Annotated in this window: 21 protein-coding genes and 4 tRNA genes; 19 read left to right on the top strand and 6 right to left on the bottom strand. The window is 69.6% G+C overall.

Translation table 11 applies throughout. The annotated features are described in order from the left end of the window. Positions 1 to 101 precede the first annotated feature (101 nt). Positions 102 to 177 (bottom strand) — tRNA-Val (locus tag AVW09_RS14535). A gap of 151 nt (positions 178 to 328) precedes the next feature. Between AVW09_RS14535 and AVW09_RS14530 the strand changes: the two genes are divergently transcribed. From AVW09_RS14530 to AVW09_RS14520, 3 genes are all read left to right on the top strand, one after another. Then, positions 329 to 401, top strand: a tRNA-Gly gene (locus tag AVW09_RS14530). Between the two features lie 64 nt (positions 402 to 465). Beyond that, positions 466 to 536 (top strand) — tRNA-Cys (locus AVW09_RS14525). A 26-nt stretch (positions 537 to 562) separates the two neighbouring features. Further along, a tRNA-Val gene (locus tag AVW09_RS14520) sits at positions 563 to 637 on the top strand. A gap of 56 nt (positions 638 to 693) precedes the next feature. Here the strand turns inward: AVW09_RS14520 and AVW09_RS14515 are convergent. Next, the gene (locus AVW09_RS14515) at positions 694 to 1056 is read right to left on the bottom strand and encodes a hypothetical protein (protein WP_063258736.1); all 363 of its coding nucleotides are present in this window, start codon (positions 1054 to 1056) and stop codon (positions 694 to 696) included. A gap of 170 nt (positions 1057 to 1226) precedes the next feature. Here AVW09_RS14515 and AVW09_RS14510 point away from each other — a divergent pair, with 170 nt between their 5' ends. From AVW09_RS14510 to AVW09_RS14500, 3 genes are all read left to right on the top strand, one after another. Further along, complete coding sequence (locus tag AVW09_RS14510) at positions 1227 to 1640, top strand: PPOX class F420-dependent oxidoreductase (protein ID WP_063258735.1); 414 nt, start codon at positions 1227 to 1229, stop codon at positions 1638 to 1640. Positions 1641 to 1798: 158 nt separating this feature from the next. Next, positions 1799 to 2182, top strand: a complete 384-nt coding sequence (locus AVW09_RS14505) for a DUF7882 family protein (RefSeq protein ID WP_063258734.1) — start codon at positions 1799 to 1801, stop codon at positions 2180 to 2182. Between the two features lie 39 nt (positions 2183 to 2221). Beyond that, positions 2222 to 2614: a pyridoxamine 5'-phosphate oxidase family protein gene (locus tag AVW09_RS14500; protein WP_063258733.1), complete on the top strand. Its 393-nt coding sequence runs from the start codon at positions 2222 to 2224 to the stop codon at positions 2612 to 2614. 2 nt (positions 2615 to 2616) lie between these two features. Here AVW09_RS14500 and AVW09_RS14495 read toward each other — a convergent pair whose 3' ends face one another. Continuing rightward, the gene (locus tag AVW09_RS14495) at positions 2617 to 3765 is read right to left on the bottom strand and encodes an SLC13 family permease (RefSeq protein ID WP_082823001.1); all 1149 of its coding nucleotides are present in this window, start codon (positions 3763 to 3765) and stop codon (positions 2617 to 2619) included. Between the two features lie 81 nt (positions 3766 to 3846). Between AVW09_RS14495 and thrS the strand changes: the two genes are divergently transcribed. The 3 genes from thrS to AVW09_RS14480 are packed head-to-tail and all read left to right on the top strand — an operon-like array spanning position 3847 to position 7091. Next, the gene (gene thrS / locus AVW09_RS14490; protein ID WP_063258732.1) at positions 3847 to 5856 is read left to right on the top strand and encodes a threonine--tRNA ligase; all 2010 of its coding nucleotides are present in this window, start codon (positions 3847 to 3849) and stop codon (positions 5854 to 5856) included. After that, entirely contained in the window at positions 5853 to 6419 is a 567-nt protein-coding gene (locus AVW09_RS14485) for an HIT family protein (RefSeq protein WP_022879085.1), read from the top strand. Before thrS ends, AVW09_RS14485 begins: the two co-directional genes overlap by 4 nt. Positions 6420 to 6473: 54 nt before the next feature. Beyond that, positions 6474 to 7091: a hypothetical protein gene (locus AVW09_RS14480; protein WP_063258731.1), complete on the top strand. Its 618-nt coding sequence runs from the start codon at positions 6474 to 6476 to the stop codon at positions 7089 to 7091. A gap of 24 nt (positions 7092 to 7115) precedes the next feature. Here the strand turns inward: AVW09_RS14480 and pdxY are convergent, their stop codons facing one another. Next, positions 7116 to 7967: a pyridoxal kinase PdxY gene (gene pdxY / locus AVW09_RS14475; RefSeq protein ID WP_063258730.1), complete on the bottom strand. Its 852-nt coding sequence runs from the start codon at positions 7965 to 7967 to the stop codon at positions 7116 to 7118. Beyond that, a complete protein-coding gene (locus AVW09_RS14470) occupies positions 7964 to 9304 on the bottom strand; it encodes an aminotransferase class I/II-fold pyridoxal phosphate-dependent enzyme (RefSeq protein ID WP_063258729.1) in 1341 nt (446 codons plus the stop codon). The genes pdxY and AVW09_RS14470 overlap by 4 nt, the downstream gene beginning before the upstream one ends. Positions 9305 to 9398: 94 nt before the next feature. Here AVW09_RS14470 and pdxS point away from each other — a divergent pair, with 94 nt between their 5' ends. From pdxS to AVW09_RS14420, 10 genes are all read left to right on the top strand, one after another. Then, the gene (gene pdxS, locus AVW09_RS14465; protein WP_022879089.1) at positions 9399 to 10283 is read left to right on the top strand and encodes a pyridoxal 5'-phosphate synthase lyase subunit PdxS; all 885 of its coding nucleotides are present in this window, start codon (positions 9399 to 9401) and stop codon (positions 10281 to 10283) included. Further along, the gene (gene pdxT, locus AVW09_RS14460; protein WP_063258728.1) at positions 10273 to 10893 is read left to right on the top strand and encodes a pyridoxal 5'-phosphate synthase glutaminase subunit PdxT; all 621 of its coding nucleotides are present in this window, start codon (positions 10273 to 10275) and stop codon (positions 10891 to 10893) included. The genes pdxS and pdxT overlap by 11 nt, the downstream gene beginning before the upstream one ends. Positions 10894 to 10903: 10 nt before the next feature. After that, positions 10904 to 11662: a YebC/PmpR family DNA-binding transcriptional regulator gene (locus AVW09_RS14455; protein WP_063258727.1), complete on the top strand. Its 759-nt coding sequence runs from the start codon at positions 10904 to 10906 to the stop codon at positions 11660 to 11662. 48 nt (positions 11663 to 11710) lie between these two features. Beyond that, the gene (gene ruvC / locus AVW09_RS14450) at positions 11711 to 12316 is read left to right on the top strand and encodes a crossover junction endodeoxyribonuclease RuvC (protein ID WP_063258743.1); all 606 of its coding nucleotides are present in this window, start codon (positions 11711 to 11713) and stop codon (positions 12314 to 12316) included. A 9-nt stretch (positions 12317 to 12325) separates the two neighbouring features. Beyond that, entirely contained in the window at positions 12326 to 12946 is a 621-nt protein-coding gene (gene ruvA, locus AVW09_RS14445) for a Holliday junction branch migration protein RuvA (protein ID WP_063258726.1), read from the top strand. After that, positions 12939 to 13988 (top strand): Holliday junction branch migration DNA helicase RuvB, encoded by a 1050-nt coding sequence (gene ruvB, locus AVW09_RS14440; RefSeq protein ID WP_063258725.1) that lies wholly within the window; start codon positions 12939 to 12941, stop codon positions 13986 to 13988. Before ruvA ends, ruvB begins: the two co-directional genes overlap by 8 nt. A gap of 78 nt (positions 13989 to 14066) precedes the next feature. Then, on the top strand, positions 14067 to 14534 hold the full coding sequence (locus AVW09_RS14435; protein WP_063258724.1) for a preprotein translocase subunit YajC: 468 nt from the start codon (positions 14067 to 14069) through the stop codon (positions 14532 to 14534). Between the two features lie 46 nt (positions 14535 to 14580). Further along, a complete protein-coding gene (gene secD / locus AVW09_RS14430) occupies positions 14581 to 16290 on the top strand; it encodes a protein translocase subunit SecD (RefSeq protein ID WP_063258723.1) in 1710 nt (569 codons plus the stop codon). Further along, positions 16290 to 17276, top strand: coding sequence for a protein translocase subunit SecF (gene secF / locus AVW09_RS14425; RefSeq protein WP_063258722.1), 987 nt, complete (start codon positions 16290 to 16292; stop codon positions 17274 to 17276). The genes secD and secF overlap by 1 nt, the downstream gene beginning before the upstream one ends. A gap of 67 nt (positions 17277 to 17343) precedes the next feature. Next, on the top strand, positions 17344 to 19596 hold the full coding sequence (locus AVW09_RS14420) for a RelA/SpoT family protein (RefSeq protein WP_063258721.1): 2253 nt from the start codon (positions 17344 to 17346) through the stop codon (positions 19594 to 19596). On the opposite strand, the gene AVW09_RS14415 is transcribed toward AVW09_RS14420, so the two are convergent. After that, positions 19566 to 20138 carry a type IV toxin-antitoxin system AbiEi family antitoxin gene (locus AVW09_RS14415; RefSeq protein WP_063258720.1) on the bottom strand — a complete coding sequence of 191 codons (573 nt, stop codon included), beginning with the start codon at positions 20136 to 20138 and terminating at the stop codon, positions 19566 to 19568. The two genes, AVW09_RS14420 and AVW09_RS14415, sit on opposite strands and share 31 nt — an antisense overlap. Between the last annotated feature and the right edge of the window lie 4 nt (positions 20139 to 20142).

Raw genomic sequence — 20142 nt, 5'->3', positions numbered from 1 at the left:
CGACCCATCCACACGTTCTTGCCTATAAGCCACACGCCCACGATCAAGCCAAAGAGAAAGGCCCGGGATCCAGCGTTTCCGCGTGATTCCGGGCCTCCCGGTGGTGGGCGATGCCGGACTCGAACCGACGACCTCTTCCGTGTGAAGGAAGCGCGCTACCAACTGCGCCAATCGCCCCTCGTCCCGAACGGGACTCGACTACCTTACCCGATCCGCGGGGGCTGCACCGACCGCGAGAGGGACACGCGCGGGGCGCGTCTGGTTTTGCACGTGCCTCGAAATCGGGTAATGTCTTACGAGTGCTCGGGGCAAGCCCCGGGAACGAAATGCGGATGTAGCGCAGTTGGTAGCGCACAACCTTGCCAAGGTTGGGGTCGCGAGTTCGAGTCTCGTCATCCGCTCGAGTGTGAAGATCGCCGTCAGGCTTCGGCCGGGAGATCACGACACGTGGGTCGAACCACACACGGTGGCGTGGCCGAGCGGCTAGGCACCGGCCTGCAAAGCCGTTTACACGGGTTCGAATCCCGTCGCCACCTCGCCCATAACTGAACAGCCTTCACAGGCGCGATTGGCGCAGCGGTAGCGCGCTTCCCTGACACGGAAGAGGTCACTGGTTCGATCCCAGTATCGCGCACCACCACAGGAACCCTCGGCTTGGCCGGGGGTTTTCGTGTATTAGGGTCCCGGCCCGTCTCACTCGTCGCCGTCGTCCGCCCGTTGCCGTGCGCGCCGCGTCCTCGGGGTCGCCGGATCGGGCACGGGCGTTTCGGGCGCGGCATCCCGTCCGATGTCGAGACGCTCGCGGAGCGTGGACGACGCTGCCTCGGGCGCGGCATCCGCCGATCCCGTCGGGTCAGCGGTGTCGGGATCCGAGCGCGGGATGTACCAGCTCACCGGCAGTTCACGCATGCCGAACCACCCTCGACGGGAGCGGACGATGGTGAACCCCTCGTCGCGGAGGTGGAGGGCGTAGTCCGGCGTCACCTCGGTCGGCGAGACGCGCACCCACCCCCGACGAAAGTCGTAGGCGTGGGTCGCAATGTGGCGGCGAGACATGCGAACCTCCTCGTTCCGAGCCTGGCAGGGGCATCGGAAGCACACACGTACGACATGTTCCAAACGTGTGAACAATGCTCCGGGTTTCCTAAGAGCGCGCACTGTGCGGCCTGAAGCCACCGCACCGCAAGACCGGATCCGGGAGATCCGCGGGCCGATAGTGTGGGCAAATGACCGTCCCCGACTCTCTCTGGCGTGAAATCGCCGCCTCTCCTTTCGTCTCGCTCGGAACGTTCCGCAGAAATGGGGAAGAGGTCGCGACGCCGGTGTGGATCGCCCGGGACGGCGACGAACTCGTCGTGACGACCGAGCGGAACACGGGCAAGGTCAAGCGCGTGCGGAACGACGCCCGTGTGACGCTGCGGCCCTGCTCCCGAATGGGGGCGGTGGCCCCGGATGCCATCACGGTGCAGGCGCATGCACGCATCGCCGGACCGAGTACCGAGGATCAGCGAGCCGACGCCGCCCTCCGGCGGAAGTACGGATGGCAGTTCCGCGCCATCACCGGGTTCGAGGCTCTGATGCGTCGGCTTCAGCGCCGCGCCGGCGATCGCGTCATCCTCCGGATCTCCCGCGGAGCCTGACGACCCCTAGACCCGAAACGTCCCGGAGGCAAGTGGGTTTGCGTTTCGGGGCGAATCGCGAGATGTTGCCCGTGACAGAAGCGGCATCCCCCCTTTCCCGCGTTCGTCATTTCTCGCCAGGAATGCGCGGCTGTCGGGATGCCGTTCGGAGGTTCTTTATGGGCAAATTCATTTACGACGGCAACATCAAGGTCGATTTCGAGGACCGTCTCCTCGCCCATCTTCAGGCCGTCATCATGGCCAAGGTGCGGCGCGGCGAGAGCTTCCCCTTCACGTGGAAGGACGACATCAGCACCGGTGGTGGGCGCACGACCGTCTACATCCACCCGAACGTCTCGATGGTGTTCAAGTACCACGGCAGCCGCAATCCGCAGCTCAGCAACACGTGGCTGCACGCCCTCACGTACAACGCGAACTCGGGCCGGGGACTGTACGTCGTGCCCGAGCCCGACGACTCCACCGTGCGTGAGACCCCGCACCGCGGGGAGATGGTCTTCCGCGAGGTCCCCAACGATCAGGCGCCCATGGCCGCGCATCGGTAGGCAGGGAATGACCGAGACGACGCGCGGGTTGTCGACCGCATGAGCGACTGGACGACAGCGAAGCCGTACTTCGAAGCGCCGGCGGTGGCACACCTCGCGACCCTGATGCGTGACGGTTCCCCGCACAGCGTCCCTGTCTGGGTCGGCGTCGAGGGGGAGCTCCTCTCGGTCTTCATCGAAGCGGGAACGCTCAAAGACCGGAACCTGCTGCGCGATCCCCGCGTCGCGATCTCGGTGACGGCTGTCGACGATCCGCTCTCCATGGCCTTCGTCCGCGGCGAGGCCGTCGAACGCATCGACGGCGGCAGGGCGCTGCCCTACATCGACCGCATCGCGACCCTGTACACGGGCAAGCCCTACGAGTTCCGCCGGGGTTTCGCCGTCTGGCTCATCGAACCTCGCAAAGCCTGGGGGCGCGCGTACGAGAGCTGACGTCAGAGCGTCAGCGGCAGCACGGCCAGCACCAGGATCAGCGGCGCGATCACGGCACCCAGCAGGATGAACCGGCTCCACCGCACCTCGACCCCGGCGGCGACGAGACGGTCGTGCCACAGCAGCGTGGCCAGCGACGCCCACGGTGTCACGATGGGCCCGGCGTTCACGCCGATCAGCAGCGCGGCGAGGCGGACGGGGGACCCCGCAACCGACTCCATCGCGAGATAGGCCGGGAGGTTGTTGATCCCGTTCGCCGCGAGAGCGCCGACGCCGGCCAGCTGCCACAGCGACACGAGATCGTCGCCCGAGCCGGCGAGCACCGAGGTCACGCGCCCGATCCCCACCGCCTCCAGCGCTCCGACGGCGAGGAACAGCCCGCCCGCGAACACGAGCAGCGACCAGGGTACGAGACGGATGCCGAGGGCCCGCGGCGCGCGCAGGGCGAACGCGACGACGAGCACCACCGCGGCCGCGAGGGCCGGCATCCACGGATCCAGTCCGATCACGAGCAACGGCAGCAGCGCCACCGTGACGATCGCGGAGACGCGCAACAGGACCGGGTCCGCAACGACGGGGGAGGCGGCATCCGGGTAGGTCTTCGGCAGCTTCCGGAGGAACACCGCCGTCAGGACCGCCACCGACACCGCGATGGCGATCAGCGCGGACGGGCCGAGGAGGGCGAGGAAGGCGACCGGGTCGTGCCCGCCGAGCGCGTCGGATGCCAGCAGGTTCGTGAGGTTCGACACCGGCAGCACGAGCGACGCGGTGTTCGCGAGCACCACCGTGACGAACGCGAAGGGCAGCGGGTCGAGCTTGCGCGCGACCGCCATGGCCACGACGACCGGGGTCAGGAGCACCGCGGTCGTGTCGAGCGAGAGGAAGGCCGACGCGACGGTGGCCAGGGCCACCACCAGCACCCACAGCCACGCGGTCCGTCCGCGGGCGATCCGGGCGAGGCGAGCGGCCACGACGTCGAACAATCCCGCCTTGGATGCCAGCTCCGCCACGATCGTGACCGCGACGACGAACAGCAGGATGGGCCAGACGCGGTCGGCGACGGCGAGAGCCTGGTCGACGGGAAAGATGCCGACGAGGAGAGCGATGATGCCGAGGATCCACAGCACGCCGCCGATGATGGCCAGAGTCACCGCTCCACTATGCGGCACGCGGCGTGCCGTTGAGGCCACGCCCGGCGGGTAGCCTGGAATCGACCCATCCAGGAGACCGCCTTGACTGATGCCGCCCTGCCGTCGGAGCAGACCTACCCCGCCGACGGCTTCGCCCTCTTCCCCGACCGTTCGGTCGTCGCCCTGCGCGTGAACGGTGAGCTCAAAGACCTCGCGACGACCGTCCACGCGCACGACCGGATCGAGCCGGTGACGATCGACAGCCCCGAGGGCCTGTCGATCCTGCGGCACTCGACGGCGCACGTGCTGGCGCAGGCCGTGCAGCGCGTGAAGCCGCAGGCGAACCTGGGCATCGGTCCGCCCGTCACCGACGGCTTCTACTACGACTTCCAGGTCGACGATCCCTTCACTCCCGAAGACCTGAAGGTCATCAAGAAGGAGATGGAGCGGATCGTCCGCGAGAACCAGCGGTTCGTGCGTCGTGTCGTCACCGACGACGAGGCCCGTGCCGAGCTCGCCGACGAGCCGTTCAAGCTCGAGCTCATCGGCCTCAAGGGCGGGTCCGCCGAAGCCGCCGAAGGCGCGAGCGTCGAGGTCGGCGCCGGCGAGCTGACGATCTACGACAACGTGAACCGCGACGGCGAGACGGTCTGGAAAGACCTGTGCCGCGGACCGCACGTTCCCGGCACGCGCCTGATCGGCAACGGCTGGGATCTCACCCGCATCGCGGGCGCCTACTGGCGCGGCAGCGAGAAGAACCCGCAGCTGCAGCGCATCTACGGCACCGCGTGGGCGACCAAGGACGACCTCCGCGCGTACCAGCACCGTCTCGAGGAGGCCGCCAAGCGCGACCACCGCAAGCTCGGCAAGGAACTCGACCTGTTCTCGTTCCCCGATGAGATCGGTCCGGGCCTGAGCGTCTTCCACCCCAAGGGCGGAATCATCCGCTACGAGATCGAGCGCTACATGCGCGAGCGTCTGCTCGCCAGCGGCTATCAGGTCGTGAACACGCCGCACATCACCAAGGGCGACCTGTTCATGACGAGCGGCCACCTGCAGTGGTACGCGGACGGCATGTACCCCCCGATGACGCTCGACGAAGTGGTGGATGCCGACGGCCACGTGACGCGCGAGGGCCAGGAGTACTACCTGAAGCCCATGAACTGCCCGTTCCACAACCTGATCTTCCGCTCGCGCGGACGCAGCTACCGCGAGCTGCCGCTGCGGCTGAGCGAGTTCGGGTCGGTCTACCGCTACGAGAAGAGCGGCACGCTCGCGGGCCTGACCCGCGTGCGCGGCATGACCCAGGACGACACGCACATCTACGTCGCCGCCGACCAGGTGAAGGGCGAGCTGACCCACAGCCTCGACTTCGTCCTGCAGACGCTGCGCGACTACGGTCTGCACGACTTCTACCTCGAGCTGTCGACGAAGGAGGAGGGCAACCCCAAGTTCATCGGCGACGACACGCTGTGGACCGAGGCGACCGAGACTCTTCGCGAGGTCGCCGAGGCCTCGGGGCTCGAGCTCGTGCCCGACCCGGGTGGAGCGGCGTTCTACGGGCCGAAGATCTCGGTGCAGGCGCGCGACGCCATCGGCCGCACCTGGCAGATGTCGACGATCCAGCTCGACTTCAACCAGCCCGAGCGCTTCGAGCTCGAGTACACCGGACCCGACGGCGAGAAGCACCGCCCGGTCATGATCCACCGTGCGCTGTTCGGCTCGGTGGAGCGCTTCTTCGCGATCCTGCTCGAGCACTACGCGGGCGCGTTCCCGGTGTGGCTCTCGCCCGTGCAGGTCGTGGCGGTGCCCGTCGCCGCGGAGTACGGCGAGTACCTCGACGGTATCGTCGCGGAGCTCCGCGCGAAGGGCGTGCGCGCGGAGGTCGATCACAGCGACGACCGCATGCAGAAGAAGATCCGCACCCACACCACGCAGAAGGTGCCGCTGCAGCTCATCGCGGGCGAGGCGGACCGGGCCGGTGGCACCGTGTCGTTCCGCTTCCGCGACGGCACGCAGCTCAACGGCATCCCGGTCGACGAGGCCGTCGCGCGCATCACCGGCGCGATCGCGACGAAGGCCCTCGTCGACACCGCCGAGGACCTCGCGTGACGACCGAACCGGATGCCTCCGCGGCCGACGGCGTCGAGATCGTCGCGGCCGCGGACCTCCCGGGGGTGCCGGACGAGTTCCAGCGCCTGTGGACCCCGCACCGCATGGCCTACATCCAGGCCGGGCGCGAACCGATGGAGCAGAACTGCCCGTTCTGCGCGGCTCCGGGGAAGTCGGACGAGGACGGCCTGATCGTCGCGCGGGGGAAGAGCGCGTACGTACTGCTGAACCTGTTCCCGTACAACTCCGGGCACCTGCTCGTGTGCCCGTACCGCCACATCGCGACCTACGACCAGGCGACCGACGAAGAGGTGGCCGAGATCGGCGCGCTGACGCAGCGCGGGATGCGCGTGCTCCGAGCGGTGTCGCGGTGCGACGGGTTCAACCTCGGCATGAACCAGGGCGCCATCGCCGGCGCCGGCGTCGACGCGCACCTGCACCAGCACATCGTTCCGCGGTGGGCGTCGGACGCGAACTTCTTCCCGATCATCGCCAAAACGAAGGCGCTACCGCAGCTGCTCGGCGACGTGCGTCGCACGGTCGCCGACGCCTGGAACGCGTGACCGCTCCGCCGCAAGCCCGCGGGTCCGTCACCGGTGCGCGGCTAGCGTGAGGGGATGAAGGCTCGGCTCCGTCCCCTCGCCCTGACCCTCCTCGTCGCCACGGCGCTCGGCACCACGACCGGGTGCATTCGCCTGCCGAGCCCGCTCGGACCCGACGGGATGCGGGCACCGCTGACGGCGCCGGGCGAGTCCGCCGGCCCGACGCCCTTCGCCTCCCCGGATGATTCCGCGGGTCCCCTCACGGGCGACGACGTAGACGCCGCGTTCGCGGAGCGGGAGCGCTTCTTCGAAGAGCAGCAACTGCCCCTGGACGGAACGCCGCTGGTCGCCGTGACCCCGGCGCAGAAGCAGTTCGTCGCGGAACAGAAGGACTACGCGGCTCAGCAGGGCATCGAGTGGACGGATCGCGACGAGAGCCTCTCGCTCGCGCTGGTCGCCGATGCGTGCGAGACCGCCATTCTGAGCTACCACCGCGTGGATGCCACGACCCTGCAGGCCCACGTGGCCACATCGCCGATCCTCGCCCAGCTCGTCCCCGCCGACCTGCAGGGGACGGATCGTGCGAACGCCGAAGCGCCCATCGCGAGCCTCATGGTCTACGGCACGTCGTTCCTCTGCCCCGACGACGCCGACGCCTGGCTCACCGCCTACACCGAGGTCTACGGCGGCTGACGCCCGACGCAGCGCCGAGCGACCTCAGCGCACCTGACGCACGGAGAACTGCAGGCGCGGGTGGGCGTACGCCTCCTGCGACTCGATGAGCAGCAGCTCGCGCGAGCCCGCCTCGTAGGTGTTCGACAGCAGGTCGAAGACGCTGGAGGCCGTGCGGGCGAGCGCGTCCGCGGCATCCCCAGTCCGGCGATAGTGAGCGGTGAAGAGGGCCGCGGTGACGTCGCCCGAGCCGTTGGCCTTCATCGGGATGAGCGGCGTCTGCACGATCCACGCACCGGCGTCGTCGACGACCATCATCTCGATGGTGTCGGGTTCGCGGTCGGGCCGCTCGACGCTCGTGACGAGGACGGTGCGGGGTCCTCGGGCGCGCGCGAGGTCGGCGGATTCGAGCGTGGACTCGATGCTGCCCGGCTCGGTGCCGGTGAGGAACCCCAGCTCGAACTGGTTGGGCGTGATGATGTCCGCGACGGGGATCACGCGTTCGCGCAGGAGGTCGGGGATCGCCGGGGCCACGAAGCAGCCGGACTTGGCGTTGCCCATGACCGGGTCGCACGCGTAGACGGCATCCGGATTCGCCTGCTTCACCCGCGCGACCGCGTCGATGATGACGTCGGCGATGCCCTCGCCGCCCTGGTATCCGGACAGGACCACGTCGATCTCGCCGAGGACTCCGCGCTCTTCGATCCCGGTGATGACGTCGGCGACGTCGGCGGGGGAGATGAGCGGCCCGCGCCACGCGCCGTAGCCGGTGTGGTTCGAGAAGTTGACCGTGTAGACGGGCAGCACCTCGACGCCGATACGCTGCAGCGGGAAGACGGCGGCCGAGTTTCCGACGTGACCGTACGCGACGGCCGACTGGATCGAGAGGACCTTCATCCTTCGATCCTCCCACCTCGCGGCGCGGGCCGGAGCGCGGTGACGGCGCTCGCGATGTCGTCGGCGAGCGCGACCGCCTCCGCGTCCGAGAGCTGGTGCACGGTGAGACGGAGGTAGTCGCCGGCGGTGTCGGGGGAGAGGAAGAAGTGGTCGCCGTCGCGCACCAGCCATCCGCGGCGCATGAGGTCCTCGCGGACGCGCGCGGCCGGTGCGGGGAGCGGCACCCACAGGTTCAGGCCGTCGCCGACCGGCGTCGGCAGACCACGCGCCGCGAGGGCCGCCGCGAAGGCGTCGTTGCGCTCGGCGTAATGCGCCGCGGCCCGGTCGATTCCCTCGCGCACCTCGGGATCGGTGACGAGCGCGAGCGTGAGCCGCTGGAGGATGTGGCTCACCCAGGTCGTGCCCGGGGTCAGACGCAGCGCGAGCCGGTCGGCGGTCTCGTCATCGGATGCCACGACCGCGAGGCACATGTCGGGTCCGAGGAACTTCGACACCGAACGGATGCGCGCCCACCGCTGCTGCGCCGGGCCGATGACGGTGCGCAACGGCACGCGGGACAGCAGCGAGAAGTGGTCGTCCTCGATGACGAGCACGTACGGGTGGTCGGCGAGGACCTCGCGCAGCTGCGCCGCGCGCTGCTCGGTGAGGCTCGCGCCCGTGGGGTTGTGGGCGCGCGGCGTGCAGATGACCGCCCGGACGCCGTCGGCCAGAGCGGCCCGGAGTCCCTCGACCGTCATCCCCTCGGCATCCACCGCCACCGGCACAGCCCGGTAACCGCCCTGACGCACGGTGTGCAGCGCGGACAGGAAGCAGGGGTCCTCGAGCGCCACGGCGTCGTCGCGCTGCAAAGCCTGCGCGAGCAGGCGCTCGATGGCGTCACTGGCGCCGCTCGTGACGGTGATGCGGGGGTCGGGGTCGGGGAGCTGCTCCGACATCCAGGCGCGGGCCCACTCCTCCAGCCCCGGGTCGACGACCGGCTCGCCGTAGAGCACCGGGCGCCCCGACCGCGCGAGGGCGGCGGCGGGGTCCGGGATGAGCGTCGGGTCGGGGTTGCCCGTACCGACATCGCGCAGCACGGTTCCGGCCGCGTAGCCCTCCTGCGCCACGGGCGCGTGGCCGGCGACGCGGGTGCCGCCGCGCCCGCGCGCGACGACGAGTCCGGCCTGGGCGAGCAGGCGGTACGCGGCGACGACGGTGTTGCGGTTGACGCCGAGCTCGGCGGCGAGGGTGCGCACGGGGGCGAGCACGTCGCCCGGTTGCAGCTGTCCGCGCTCGATGCGCTCCCGCAGGTCCGCGGCGATCTCGGATGCCGAGCGCCCGGTGATGTCGACCGACATACGCCCCCTCTCGCTCGCTCCAGCCTATGTCCTGCGTCATGCTACGGTTTGGCCTAAGCCAAAAGAAGCGCCCCGAAGCGCGAAGGGAATCGCAATGACCGACACCGGAACCTCCCGCGTCAAGCGCGGACTCGCCGAGATGCTCAAGGGCGGCGTCATCATGGACGTCGTCACCGCCGAGCAGGCCCGCATCGCCGAAGACGCCGGCGCCGTCGCCGTCATGGCGCTCGAGCGCGTGCCGGCCGACATCCGCGCGCAGGGCGGCGTCGCCCGCATGAGCGACCCCGACCTCATCGACGACATCATCGCGTCGGTCTCCATCCCCGTGATGGCCAAGGCCCGCATCGGGCACTTCGTCGAGGCGCAGATCCTGCAGGAGCTGGGCGTCGACTACATCGACGAGTCCGAGGTGCTCTCGCCCGCCGACTACGTGAACCACATCGACAAGTGGAACTTCACCGTGCCGTTCGTGTGCGGTGCCACGAACCTCGGCGAGGCGCTGCGCCGCATCACCGAGGGTGCCGCGATGATCCGCTCGAAGGGCGAGGCCGGCACGGGCGACGTCTCCGAGGCGACCAAGCACATCCGCACCATCACGGGCGAGATCAACGCGCTGCGCGCCAAGACCAAGGACGAGCTGTACGTCGCGGCCAAGGAGCTCCAGGCCCCCTACGAGCTCGTCGCCGAGATCGCCGAGACCGGCAAACTCCCCGTCGTCCTCTTCACCGCGGGCGGCGTGGCCACCCCGGCCGACGCGGCGATGATGATGCAGCTCGGCGCCGACGGCGTCTTCGTGGGCTCCGGCATTTTCAAGTCGGGCAATCCCGCGCAGCGTGCCGCCGCGATCGTGAAGGCCACCACCTTCCACGACGACCCCAAGATCGTGGCCGAGGCATCGCGCGGTCTCGGCGAGGCCATGGTCGGTATCAACGTCGCCGACCTCCCCGCACCGCACCGCCTGGCCGAACGTGGCTGGTAACAGCCCCCGCGTCGGCGTCCTCGCCCTGCAGGGCGACGTCCGCGAGCACCTGCGCGTGCTCGCGGACCTGGGCGCCGACGCCCGGCCCGTCCGGCGCACGTCGGAGCTCGCCGAGGTTGACGGACTCGTCCTCCCCGGCGGCGAGTCCAGCGTCATCGACAAGCTCGCGCGCGCGTTCGGCCTGTTCGACCCGATCCGCGCCGCGATCGCCGACGGTCTCCCGGTCCTCGGTACGTGCGCGGGGCTGATCCTCCTCGCTGACCGGATCGACGGCGCGATCGTCGGCCAGCGCACCTTCGGCGGACTCGACGTCCGCGTGCAGCGCAACGCCTTCGGCTCTCAGACGCAGTCGTTCGAGACCGACCTCGCCGTCCCGGTCCTGGGGGATCCGCCGGTGCACGCCGTGTTCATCCGCGCGCCCGTGGTGACCGAGACGGGCCCGGATGCCACCCCCCTGGCGACTCTGTCCGACGGGCGGGTCGTGGCCGTGGAGCAGGACAACCTCCTCGGGCTCGCGTTCCACCCCGAATCCACGGGCGAGACGCGCTTCCACGCGCGGTTCCTCGACCGCGTCCGCACGCGCGCCGGGGTCGCGGCGCCCTCGCTCTAGACTGGAACGCATGTCCGGACACTCCAAATGGGCCACGACCAAGCACAAGAAGGCGGTCGTCGACGCCCGCCGCGCCAAGTCGTGGGCCAAGCTCATCAAGAACATCGAGGTCGCCGCCAAGCTCGGTGGGGCGGACCTCCAGGGCAACCCGACGCTCTTCGACGCGGTGCTCAAGGCCAAGAAGACCTCGGTCCCCAAAGACAACATCGACCGCGCGATCAAGCGCGGCGCGGGTATCGGCGGCGAGGCCGTCGAGTACGCCTCGATCATGTACGAGGGCTACGGCCCCAACGGCGTGGCGTTCCTCATCGAATGTCTGACCGACAACAAGAACCGCGCCGCGGCCGAGGTGCGGACCGCGCTCAGCCGTAACGGCGGCACGCTCGCCGACCCCGGCAGCGTCGCCTACAACTTCAGCCGCAAGGGCGTCATCGTCGTCCCGTCCGAGGGCACGACCGAGGACGACGTCATGCTCGCGGTCCTCGAGGCCGGTGCCGAAGAGGTCGAGCCGCACGGTGACGGCTTCGGCGTTATCACCGAGGCGAGCGACCTGGTGACCGTCCGCTCCGCGCTGCAGGACGCCGGCATCGAGTACGACTCCGCCGACGTCGAGTTCGTCCCGTCGCTCAAGGTCGAGGTCGACGCCGACACCGCGCGCAAGGTGTTCCGTCTCATCGACGCGCTCGAAGACAGCGACGACGTGCAGAACGTCTACACCAACTTCGACATGAGCCCCGAGGTGGCGGCCGAGCTCGAGAACGACGAGTAAGGGCGCGCCCTTCGCCGGAACACGGCCCTCGCGCTTAGCGTGGGGGTCGTGTCTCGTTCTCTGCGCGTCCTCGGCATCGACCCGGGTCTGACGCGCTGCGGCATCGGCGTGGTCGACGTGTCGCCCGACCGCACGGCATCCCTCGTCCATGTCGGGGTGGTCCGGTCGGCCGTCACGGATCCCATCGAGAAGCGCCTGGCAACGATCGCGGCCGGCATCCGCTCGGTCCTCGCGGCCCACGATCCGCACGTGGTCGCGGTCGAGCGCGTGTTCGCGCAGAACAACCGGCACTCGGTGATGGGCACCGCGCAGGCGAGCGGCATCGCGCTGCTCCTCGCGGCCGAGCACGGCATCCCGGCGGCGACGCACACGCCGAGCGAGGTCAAGGCGGCGATCACCGGCTACGGCTCCGCCGACAAACTGCAGGTGCAGACGATGGTCGCGCGCGTGCTCCGGCTCGACACGCTGCCGCAACCGGCCGACGCCGCGGACGCGCTCGCCCTCGCCCTGTGCCACGCGTGGCGCGGGGGAGCGGCGACGGCCCCGACCGGGGGCGCCCTCACTCCCGCGCAGAAGGCGTGGCGGGATGCCGAGAAGCGGCAGCCGTCTACAGGGACGCGTGTCGCTCGAACAAAGGTCCGAACCGGCGCGTAGGCTCGTCGCATGATCTCTTCGCTGCAGGGTGTCGCCGCGCACGTCGGCGACGATGCGCTCGTCGTGGTCGTCGGGGGAGTGGGCCTGTCGGTCGCGGTGACGCCCCAGGTCGCACGGACCACCCACGTCGGCGACCAGGTGCACCTGCACACGCACCTCGTCGTGCGGGAGGACGCCCTGTCGCTCTTCGGTTTCGAGACGCGCGAAGAGCTGACGGTCTTCACCCAGCTCATCGGCGTCACCGGCGTCGGCCCGAAGTCCGCGATGGGGGTGCTGTCGTCCCTGACGGTGCCGCAGATCGCGCAGGCGGTCACCGATGACGACGACGCCCCCTTCAAGCGTGTCTCGGGCATCGGACCGAAGACCGCGAAGCTCATCGTCGTGCAGCTCGCCGGCAAGCTCGCCGTCCCCGCCGCGCAGGCTCCCGCCGCCGTCGCCCCGCACGGCCAGGTCCCGCTGCAGGTGACCCAGGCCCTCATCGGGCTCGGGTGGAGCGAGCGCGTCGCGGCGGAGGCCGTGGCATCCGTCGCCGAGAACGCCGCCGAGGCCGACCGGGCCTCGGTGCAGGCGCTGCTCCGCCTCACGCTCGCTCTACTCGGCCCCGCGCGGAAGGAGCCGGTCGGTGGCTGACGTCGTCCGCGACGCCGGAACGCCCGACGACGAGACCGAGCTCGCCATCGAAGGGGCGTTGCGTCCGACGTCGCTCAGCGAGTTCGTCGGCCAGCAGAAGGTTCGCGGCCAGCTGCAGCTCCTCCTGGACGCCGCGCGCATCCAGCAGCGCTCGCCCGACCACATCCTCCTGTCGGGCCCACCCGGCCTCGGCAAGACGACGCTCGCGATGATCGTGGCGCACGAGAGCGGCCGGCCCTTGCGCCTTTCCAGCGGACCGGCCATCCAGCACGCCGGCGACCTCGCTGCTCTGCTGTCGTCGCTCACGCCGGGCGAAGTGCTCTTCATCGACGAGATCCACCGCATGGCCCGCTCCGCCGAAGAGATGCTCTACCTCGCGATGGAGGACTTCCGCATCGACATCATGGTCGGCAAGGGCGCGGGAGCGACGAGCATCCCCCTCGACCTGGCCCCCTTCACGCTCGTCGGCGCCACGACGCGTGCGGGGCTCCTCCCGAACCCGCTCCGCGACCGCTTCGGATTCACGGCGCACCTCGAGTACTACGAGCCGGAAGAACTCGAGCGGGTCGTGTCGCGCTCGGCATCCATGCTCGACGTCGGCCTCCCGGGCACCGCGCGCGCCGAGATCGCCCGCCGCTCGCGGGGAACGCCGCGCATCGCCAACCGCCTGCTCCGCCGCGTCCGCGACTATCTCGTCGTCCACGGCCCCTCCACCGGGACGGATGCCGGCGACGCCGACGTCCGCACCGTCGACGCCGCCCTCGACCTGTACGACGTGGATGCCATCGGCCTCGACCGCCTGGACCGGGCGGTGCTCGACGCGCTCGTGCGGAGGTTCCGCGGCGGGCCCGTGGGATTGAGCACGCTCGCCGTGGCCGTGGGCGAGGAGCCCGAGACGATCGAGTCGGTCGTCGAGCCGTATCTCGTCCGCATCGGCTTCATGGGGCGCACCCCGCGGGGCCGCGTCGCCACACCCGAGGCGTACGACCACCTCGGTGCTCCCCACCCCGACGGGCTGCTCCGTTTCAGTCAAGGGGGATGACCTATACTCGGCGAGGGATTCCCCGCCCCCTTAGGCAGTGCCGCACGGCGCGCCTGAATCGAAAGGTGCACCGCCTCCATGGATTTCGCGAGCTTCTTCAGCCAGTACGGCCTGATCATCCTGCTGATCGCCCTGTTGGTCTTCATGTTCTACAGCTCGCGCCGCCGCATGCAGAAGCAGAAGCTCGAGCAGGAGGAGAAGGCGCGCCAGACGATCCCGGGTGCCGAGGTCCTGCTGCAGGGCGGACTGTACGGCACGATCGTCGAGTACGACGGTGTGGACCTCGACAAGCGCGCCCGCGTGGAGATCGCCCCGGGCGTCATCATCGAAGTCCACAGCCAGGCCGTCCTCCGTGTCGTGGATCCCGCCGAGGGTGTCGTGACCGAGGATGAGTTCATCGCGGCTGAGGCGTCCGAGGCCGAGTATGTCGCCGGCGTCGCCGACGGTGACATCACCTCCATCAGCGACGACCACCGCGTGGCCCTCAGCAAGGACGACCCCGAGCACGTCGCCGACCGCGACGACAAGGACCGCCCGCAGGCCTGACGCTCCTTCGCCTCTTCCGTTCACCGCCGCACAGAAAGCCGACTCCGTGGCGCCCTCGACTCCCGTCCGCCACGCCTGGCGCGTACTGACCGGACTGCTCGCCATCACCGGCGTGCTGTTCGGCATCAACGCGCTCGGCGTGTACGCCTTCCAGGCCAGCTCCTGGACTCCCGACCTCGCCCTCGACCTGCAGGGCGGCACGCAGATCATCCTCGCGGCACAGACGACGGACGGGGCCAACCCCGACACCGATCAGATGCAGCAGGCCGTGACGATCATCCGCCAGCGCGTCGACGCCTCGGGCGTGGGCGAGGCCGATGTCGCGACGGAGGGCGGCCGCAACATCGTCGTTCAGATCCCCGGCCAGGCCGACGAGGCGACGCGTCAGCGCATCCAGAGTTCGGCCCAGCTGCAGCTGCGCGCGGTGCTCTACACCGGCTCGCCCGCGACCTCGTTCGTCGGTCAGGACGGCCAGAACACGCCGTACCCGACGCCCGACCCGTCGCTTCCGTCGACGCCGACCGCGTCGCCGACCAACGGCAGCGACCTGTCCTGGATCACGCCCGCGCTGCAGGCGCAGTTCCTGGCGTACGACTGCGCGAACCCTGCCAACAATCCCGCGCAGGCACCCGCCGACCAGCCGCTCATCACCTGTGACGACAGCGGTTCGGTGAAGTACATCCTGGGCCCCGTCGAACTCGACGGCACCGATATCAGCAACGCGACGAACGGCCAGGAGCAGAACACCGGCCAGTGGGCCGTCAACCTCGTGTTCAACGACCAGGGCACGCAGAAGTTCGCCGAGATCAGCCAGCGCCTCTACGGTGCGCAGGCGCCGCTGAACCAGTTCGCCTTCGTGCTCGACGGTTCGGTGTTGTCGGCCCCGTCGATGAACGGCATCATCGTCGACGGCCGCCCGAGCATCACGGGAAGCTTCACGCAGGCGACCTCGAAGGCCCTCGCCGACCAGCTGAAGTACGGCGCCCTGCCGCTGAGCTTCACGGTCGTGAGCTCGGACACCGTCTCGGCGACGCTCGGATCGCAGCAGCTGCAGGTCGGCTTCATCGCGGGCCTCATCGGTCTCGGCCTGGTCGCGATCTACTCGCTCATCGTCTATCGAGCGTTGGGGACGGTGATCATCGCCTCGCTCGGGGTCATGGCGGTGCTGACCTACGTCACGCTGTGCATCCTGGCCTGGCGCATGGGCTTCCGTCTGTCCCTCGCCGGTGTCGCGGGCCTCATCGTCACGATCGGCTTCACGGCCGACTCGTTCATCGTCTACTTCGAACGCATCCGAGACGAGCTGCGCGACGGGAAGTCGATCACCGCCGCCGTCGAGGACGGCTGGTCCCGCGCCAAGCGCACGATCTACATCTCGAAGTCGATCAACGTCCTCGCCGCCGTGGTGCTCTACATCCTCGCGGATGCCACGGTGAAGGGCTTCGCCTTCACGCTCGGCCTCACGACCGCGATCGACGTCCTGATCTTCATCCTGTTCACGCACCCGGTGATGCAGCTGCTCGCGCGGACGCGTTTCTTCGGCTCCGGCCACCCGCTGTCCGGCATGGACCCCGAGGCGCTCGGTGCGGTCTACCGCGGTCGCGCGCAGTTCCGCGCCCCGGTCGCGGCCACCACCGGCCGCGCCAACCGCTCGCGCGGCGAGGCTCAGCGTCGGCAGACGATCGCCGAGCGCAAGCGCGCCGAGCTGGCCGCCGCCCAGGGCAATACCCGCTCCACGAAGGAGGGAGACGACTGATGCGCTCCATGTCGCAGCTCGGTAACGACCTCTACTCCGGGAAGACCTCTTTCCCGTTCGTGCAGCGTCGGCGCCTGTGGTTCATCATCGCCGCGGTCCTCGTCATCGGCGCGGCCCTCGTGCCGCTCTTCCGCCCGGTCCAGTTCTCGATCGAGTTCACCGGCGGCTCGCAGTTCACCGTTTCAAGCCCCACCTCGTTCGACCAGGCGATCGCGACGAACGCCGTGACCTCGGTGGTCCCGGCGGCCACGACGCGCGTCACGACCATCAGCGATCAGGCGGTCCGCGTCCAGACCGACCAGCTCGACGACCAGCAGACGCAGGCCGTCTCCTCGGCTCTCGCGGAGGGCTACGGCGTGCCCACGAGCGAGGTGACGAACTCCTTCATCGGACCCACGTGGGGTGCCGACGTCACGCGCCAGTCGCTCTGGGGCCTGGCGATCTTCCTCGCACTGACCTTCGTCATCCTGGCGCTGTACTTCCGCACGTGGAAGATGTCGGTCGCCGCCATCATCGGTCTCGTCGACGTGCTCGTCATCACGATCGGCGTGTACGCCGTGTTCGGTTTCGAGATCTCGCCGGCCGCCGTCATCGGCTTCCTGACAATCCTGTCCTACGCCCTCTATGACACCACCGTCGTCTTCGACAAGGTGCGCGAGAACACGCGGCAGGACGGCGAGCTCTCGGGCCGGACCTTCGCGGAGTCGGTCAACCTCGCCGCGAACCAGACGCTGATCCGGTCGATCAACACCACCGTGGTCGCGATCCTGCCGGTCGGCGCGATCCTCTTCATCGGTGTGCCGCTCGGCGCCCGCACCCTGAGCGACATCTCGCTGTCGATCTTCGTCGGCACGATCGTCGCGGCCTACTCGACGCTGTTCGTCGCCGTTCCCCTCTACGCGCTGCTGCGCGAAGGGGAGCCCGCGATCAAGTCGCGGGACGCCCGCGTGGTGTCCGCGCGCGCGAAGGCCGGTGTCCCCGCCTGACGGCGGGCACCGGCCCCGCGCGGCGTAGGATGGGAAGACTGATCGCAGTACCCGGGGGAGGGGATCGATGACCGAGACCACGTCCCCCGCGCCACCGCCGTCGTCGCTCCGACGCCTGGTCCCGCGCATCTTCTCGCGCGCCGCCCGGCGCGACGACGTCGACAAGCTGCTGCGCACGGTTCGCACGCACCACCCCAAGGGCGATCTCGGCATCATCGAGCGCGCGTACGCCGTGGCCGACAAGGCCCACGACGGGCAGAAGCGCCAGAGCGGCGAGCCGTACATCACTCACCCGCTCGCCGTCGCGCAGATCCTCGCCGAGCTGGGCCTCGGCCCCAAGGCCATCGCCGCGGCGCTGCTGCACGACACCGTCGAAGACACCGACTACCCGCTCGACCAGCTCGCCGCCGACTTCGGCGACGAGGTCGCGATGCTCGTCGACGGCGTCACCAAGCTCGACAAGGTCAAGTACGGCGAGAGCGCGCAGGCCGAGACCGTCCGCAAGATGATCGTGGCGATGTCGCGCGACATCCGCGTGCTCCTCATCAAGCTCGCCGACCGGCTGCACAACGCGCGCACGTGGGGGTTCGTCCCGCCGCACAAGGCCGCGAAGAAGGCCACCGAGACGCTCGAGATATACGCCCCGCTGGCCCACCGGCTCGGCATCCAGGCGATCAAGAGCGAGCTGGAAGACCTCTCGTTCGCCGTCCTGCACCCGAAGCTCTACGCAGAGATCGAGAGCCTCGTCCGACAGCGCACGCCGCAGCGCGAGCAGTACGTCCAGACGGTGATCGACGCGATCGACGCCGACCTGCGCGAGCTTCGGGTACGTGGACGCGTCATGGGCCGTCCCAAGCAGTTGTACTCCGTTTACCAGAAGATGGTCGTGCGGGGCCGCGAGTTCGACGACATCTACGACCTCATCGGCATCCGGATCCTCGTCGGCACCGTGCGCGACTGCTACGCCGTACTCGGCGCGATCCACGCGCGGTGGACGCCGCTCCCGGGGCGCTTCAAGGATTACATCGCCACGCCCAAGTTCAACCTCTACCAGTCGCTGCACACGACCGTGATCGGTCCGAGCGGGCGGACGGTCGAGATCCAGATCCGCACGCACGAGATGCACCAGCAGGCGGAGTTCGGTGTCGCCGCGCACTGGAAGTACAAAGAACGGATGGCCGGCGGGAAGACGGATGCCAAGGCCTCCGACACCGACATGGCCTGGATCGCGCGCATCTCGGACTGGCAGGCCGAGACCGCCGACCCGGGGGAGTTCCTCGACTCGCTGCGCTTCGAGATCGGCGCGAAAGAGGTCTACGTCTTCACGCCGAAGGGCCGGGTGATCGGCCTGCCGAAGGGTGCGACCCCGGTCGACTTCGCGTACGCCGTGCACACCGAGATCGGCCACCGCACCATGGGGGCCAAGGTCAACGGCCGCCTCGTGCCGCTTGAGACCGAGCTGCAGTCGGGCGATGTCGTCGAGGTCTTCACCTCGAAGAACCCCGACGCCGGACCGAGCCAGGACTGGCTCGGCTTCGTCAAGAGCACGCGTGCGCGCAACAAGATCCGCGGCTGGTTCACGAAGGAACGCCGCGAGGAGGCGATCGAGCAGGGCAAGGATTCCATCGCCCGGGCCATGCGCCGGCAGAACCTGCCGCTCCAGCGCCTGATGAACCAGGACTCGTTCGCCGAGGTCGCCCGCGGTTTCCACTACGAGGACGTCTCCGCGCTGTACGCCGCGGTCGGCGAGGGTCACGTCTCGACGCAGTCGGTCATCGAGAAGGTCACGGCGCTGGTGAGCGCCGACGACACGTCGACCGGACCGATCGACCTGCCGCAGGTCGGCCGCAGTCGCGCCCCCCGCGGCGGCGACTCCGGCGTGCTGGTCCGCGGCGCCCCCGACATCCTGGTCAAGCTCGCGAAGTGCTGCACGCCGGTGCCGGGCGACGAGATCGTCGGCTTCGTCACGCGCGGCAGCGGCGTCTCGGTGCACCGTGCCGACTGCACGAACGTGAAGTCGCTGCGGGAGGATCCCGAGCGTCTCATCGACGTCGAGTGGGCGCCGACGACCAAGAGCGTGTTCCTCGTGCAGATCCAGGTCGAGGCGCTCGACCGCTCCGGCCTGCTGAGCGACGTCACCCGCGTGCTGAGCGAGCACCACGTCAACATCCTCTCGGCCACGGTCTCGACGACCAACGACCGCCTGGCGCTGAGCAAGTTCGTGTTCGAGATGGGCGACACCGTCCACCTCGACCGCGTCCTCAACGCGGTGCGGCGCATCGACGCCGTCTACGACGTGTACCGCGTCACCTCGTCCTGATCCCGCGGCTGCCTCACGGCGTCCAGCACCTCCCCGGCCCGTCGTCCGTACGGGTACCGCGGATGCCGCGCAAGCCACGCCCGCGCATCGCCGAGGACGTCGGGAGCGGCGCGTGCCCAGGAACGAGCGGCGTGGAGATCGACGGCATCCGGAGATCGGGCGAGATCGACCAGCGTCCGCGCCGGGCTCGAGACGCGGACGCCGGCGATCGTCACGAGGTCGCCCGCCGGGATGCGGACGTCGTGGACGATGACGCTCGGCTCCCGCAGCGGACGCGCGCGCTCCGCGGCGGCGCGCTGCACGTGATGCCGGAGCGGCTCGGCGTCGACGCCGCCGTGCACCCACGCGGCACTCACGCGGACGGCCGCCCAGCGATCTCCGACGAGCGGTGCGAGGCTCCGCGCGCGCATCCACGTCGTCTCCACGGCATCCGCGGGCATGAACCCCTCGCCGATCGGGGCGAGCAGGCCGTCGAGACACGCGGCGGTGAGCTCTGCCAGCGAGAGCCGCTCGCCCGGGAAGTACAGGAAAGGGGAGACCATCCCG

Origin of the sequence: Microbacterium sp. T32, assembly GCF_001619615.1 — a bacterium.
Taxonomy (GTDB): domain Bacteria; phylum Actinomycetota; class Actinomycetes; order Actinomycetales; family Microbacteriaceae; genus Microbacterium.
Note: the sequence above shows the minus strand (reverse complement) of the source record. Positions and strands in the feature narration are given on the sequence as shown.

What these genes read in the sequence shown, in the direction of transcription:
- pdxY (WP_063258730.1), bottom strand. Translation starts at nt 7,967, where the DNA reads ATGAAGGTCCTCTCGATCCAGTCGGCCGTCGCGTACGGTCACGTCGGA.
- AVW09_RS14505 (WP_063258734.1), top strand. Translation starts at nt 1,799, where the DNA reads ATGGGCAAATTCATTTACGACGGCAACATCAAGGTCGATTTCGAGGAC.
- AVW09_RS14420 (WP_063258721.1), top strand. Translation starts at nt 17,344, where the DNA reads ATGACCGAGACCACGTCCCCCGCGCCACCGCCGTCGTCGCTCCGACGC.
- AVW09_RS14515 (WP_063258736.1), bottom strand. Translation starts at nt 1,056, where the DNA reads ATGTCTCGCCGCCACATTGCGACCCACGCCTACGACTTTCGTCGGGGG.
- AVW09_RS14435 (WP_063258724.1), top strand. Translation starts at nt 14,067, where the DNA reads ATGGATTTCGCGAGCTTCTTCAGCCAGTACGGCCTGATCATCCTGCTG.
- secF (WP_063258722.1), top strand. Translation starts at nt 16,290, where the DNA reads ATGCGCTCCATGTCGCAGCTCGGTAACGACCTCTACTCCGGGAAGACC.
- AVW09_RS14455 (WP_063258727.1), top strand. Translation starts at nt 10,904, where the DNA reads ATGTCCGGACACTCCAAATGGGCCACGACCAAGCACAAGAAGGCGGTC.
- AVW09_RS14480 (WP_063258731.1), top strand. Translation starts at nt 6,474, where the DNA reads ATGAAGGCTCGGCTCCGTCCCCTCGCCCTGACCCTCCTCGTCGCCACG.
- AVW09_RS14470 (WP_063258729.1), bottom strand. Translation starts at nt 9,304, where the DNA reads ATGTCGGTCGACATCACCGGGCGCTCGGCATCCGAGATCGCCGCGGAC.
- AVW09_RS14510 (WP_063258735.1), top strand. Translation starts at nt 1,227, where the DNA reads ATGACCGTCCCCGACTCTCTCTGGCGTGAAATCGCCGCCTCTCCTTTC.
- pdxS (WP_022879089.1), top strand. Translation starts at nt 9,399, where the DNA reads ATGACCGACACCGGAACCTCCCGCGTCAAGCGCGGACTCGCCGAGATG.
- AVW09_RS14500 (WP_063258733.1), top strand. Translation starts at nt 2,222, where the DNA reads ATGAGCGACTGGACGACAGCGAAGCCGTACTTCGAAGCGCCGGCGGTG.
- AVW09_RS14415 (WP_063258720.1), bottom strand. Translation starts at nt 20,138, where the DNA reads ATGGTCTCCCCTTTCCTGTACTTCCCGGGCGAGCGGCTCTCGCTGGCA.
- ruvA (WP_063258726.1), top strand. Translation starts at nt 12,326, where the DNA reads ATGATCTCTTCGCTGCAGGGTGTCGCCGCGCACGTCGGCGACGATGCG.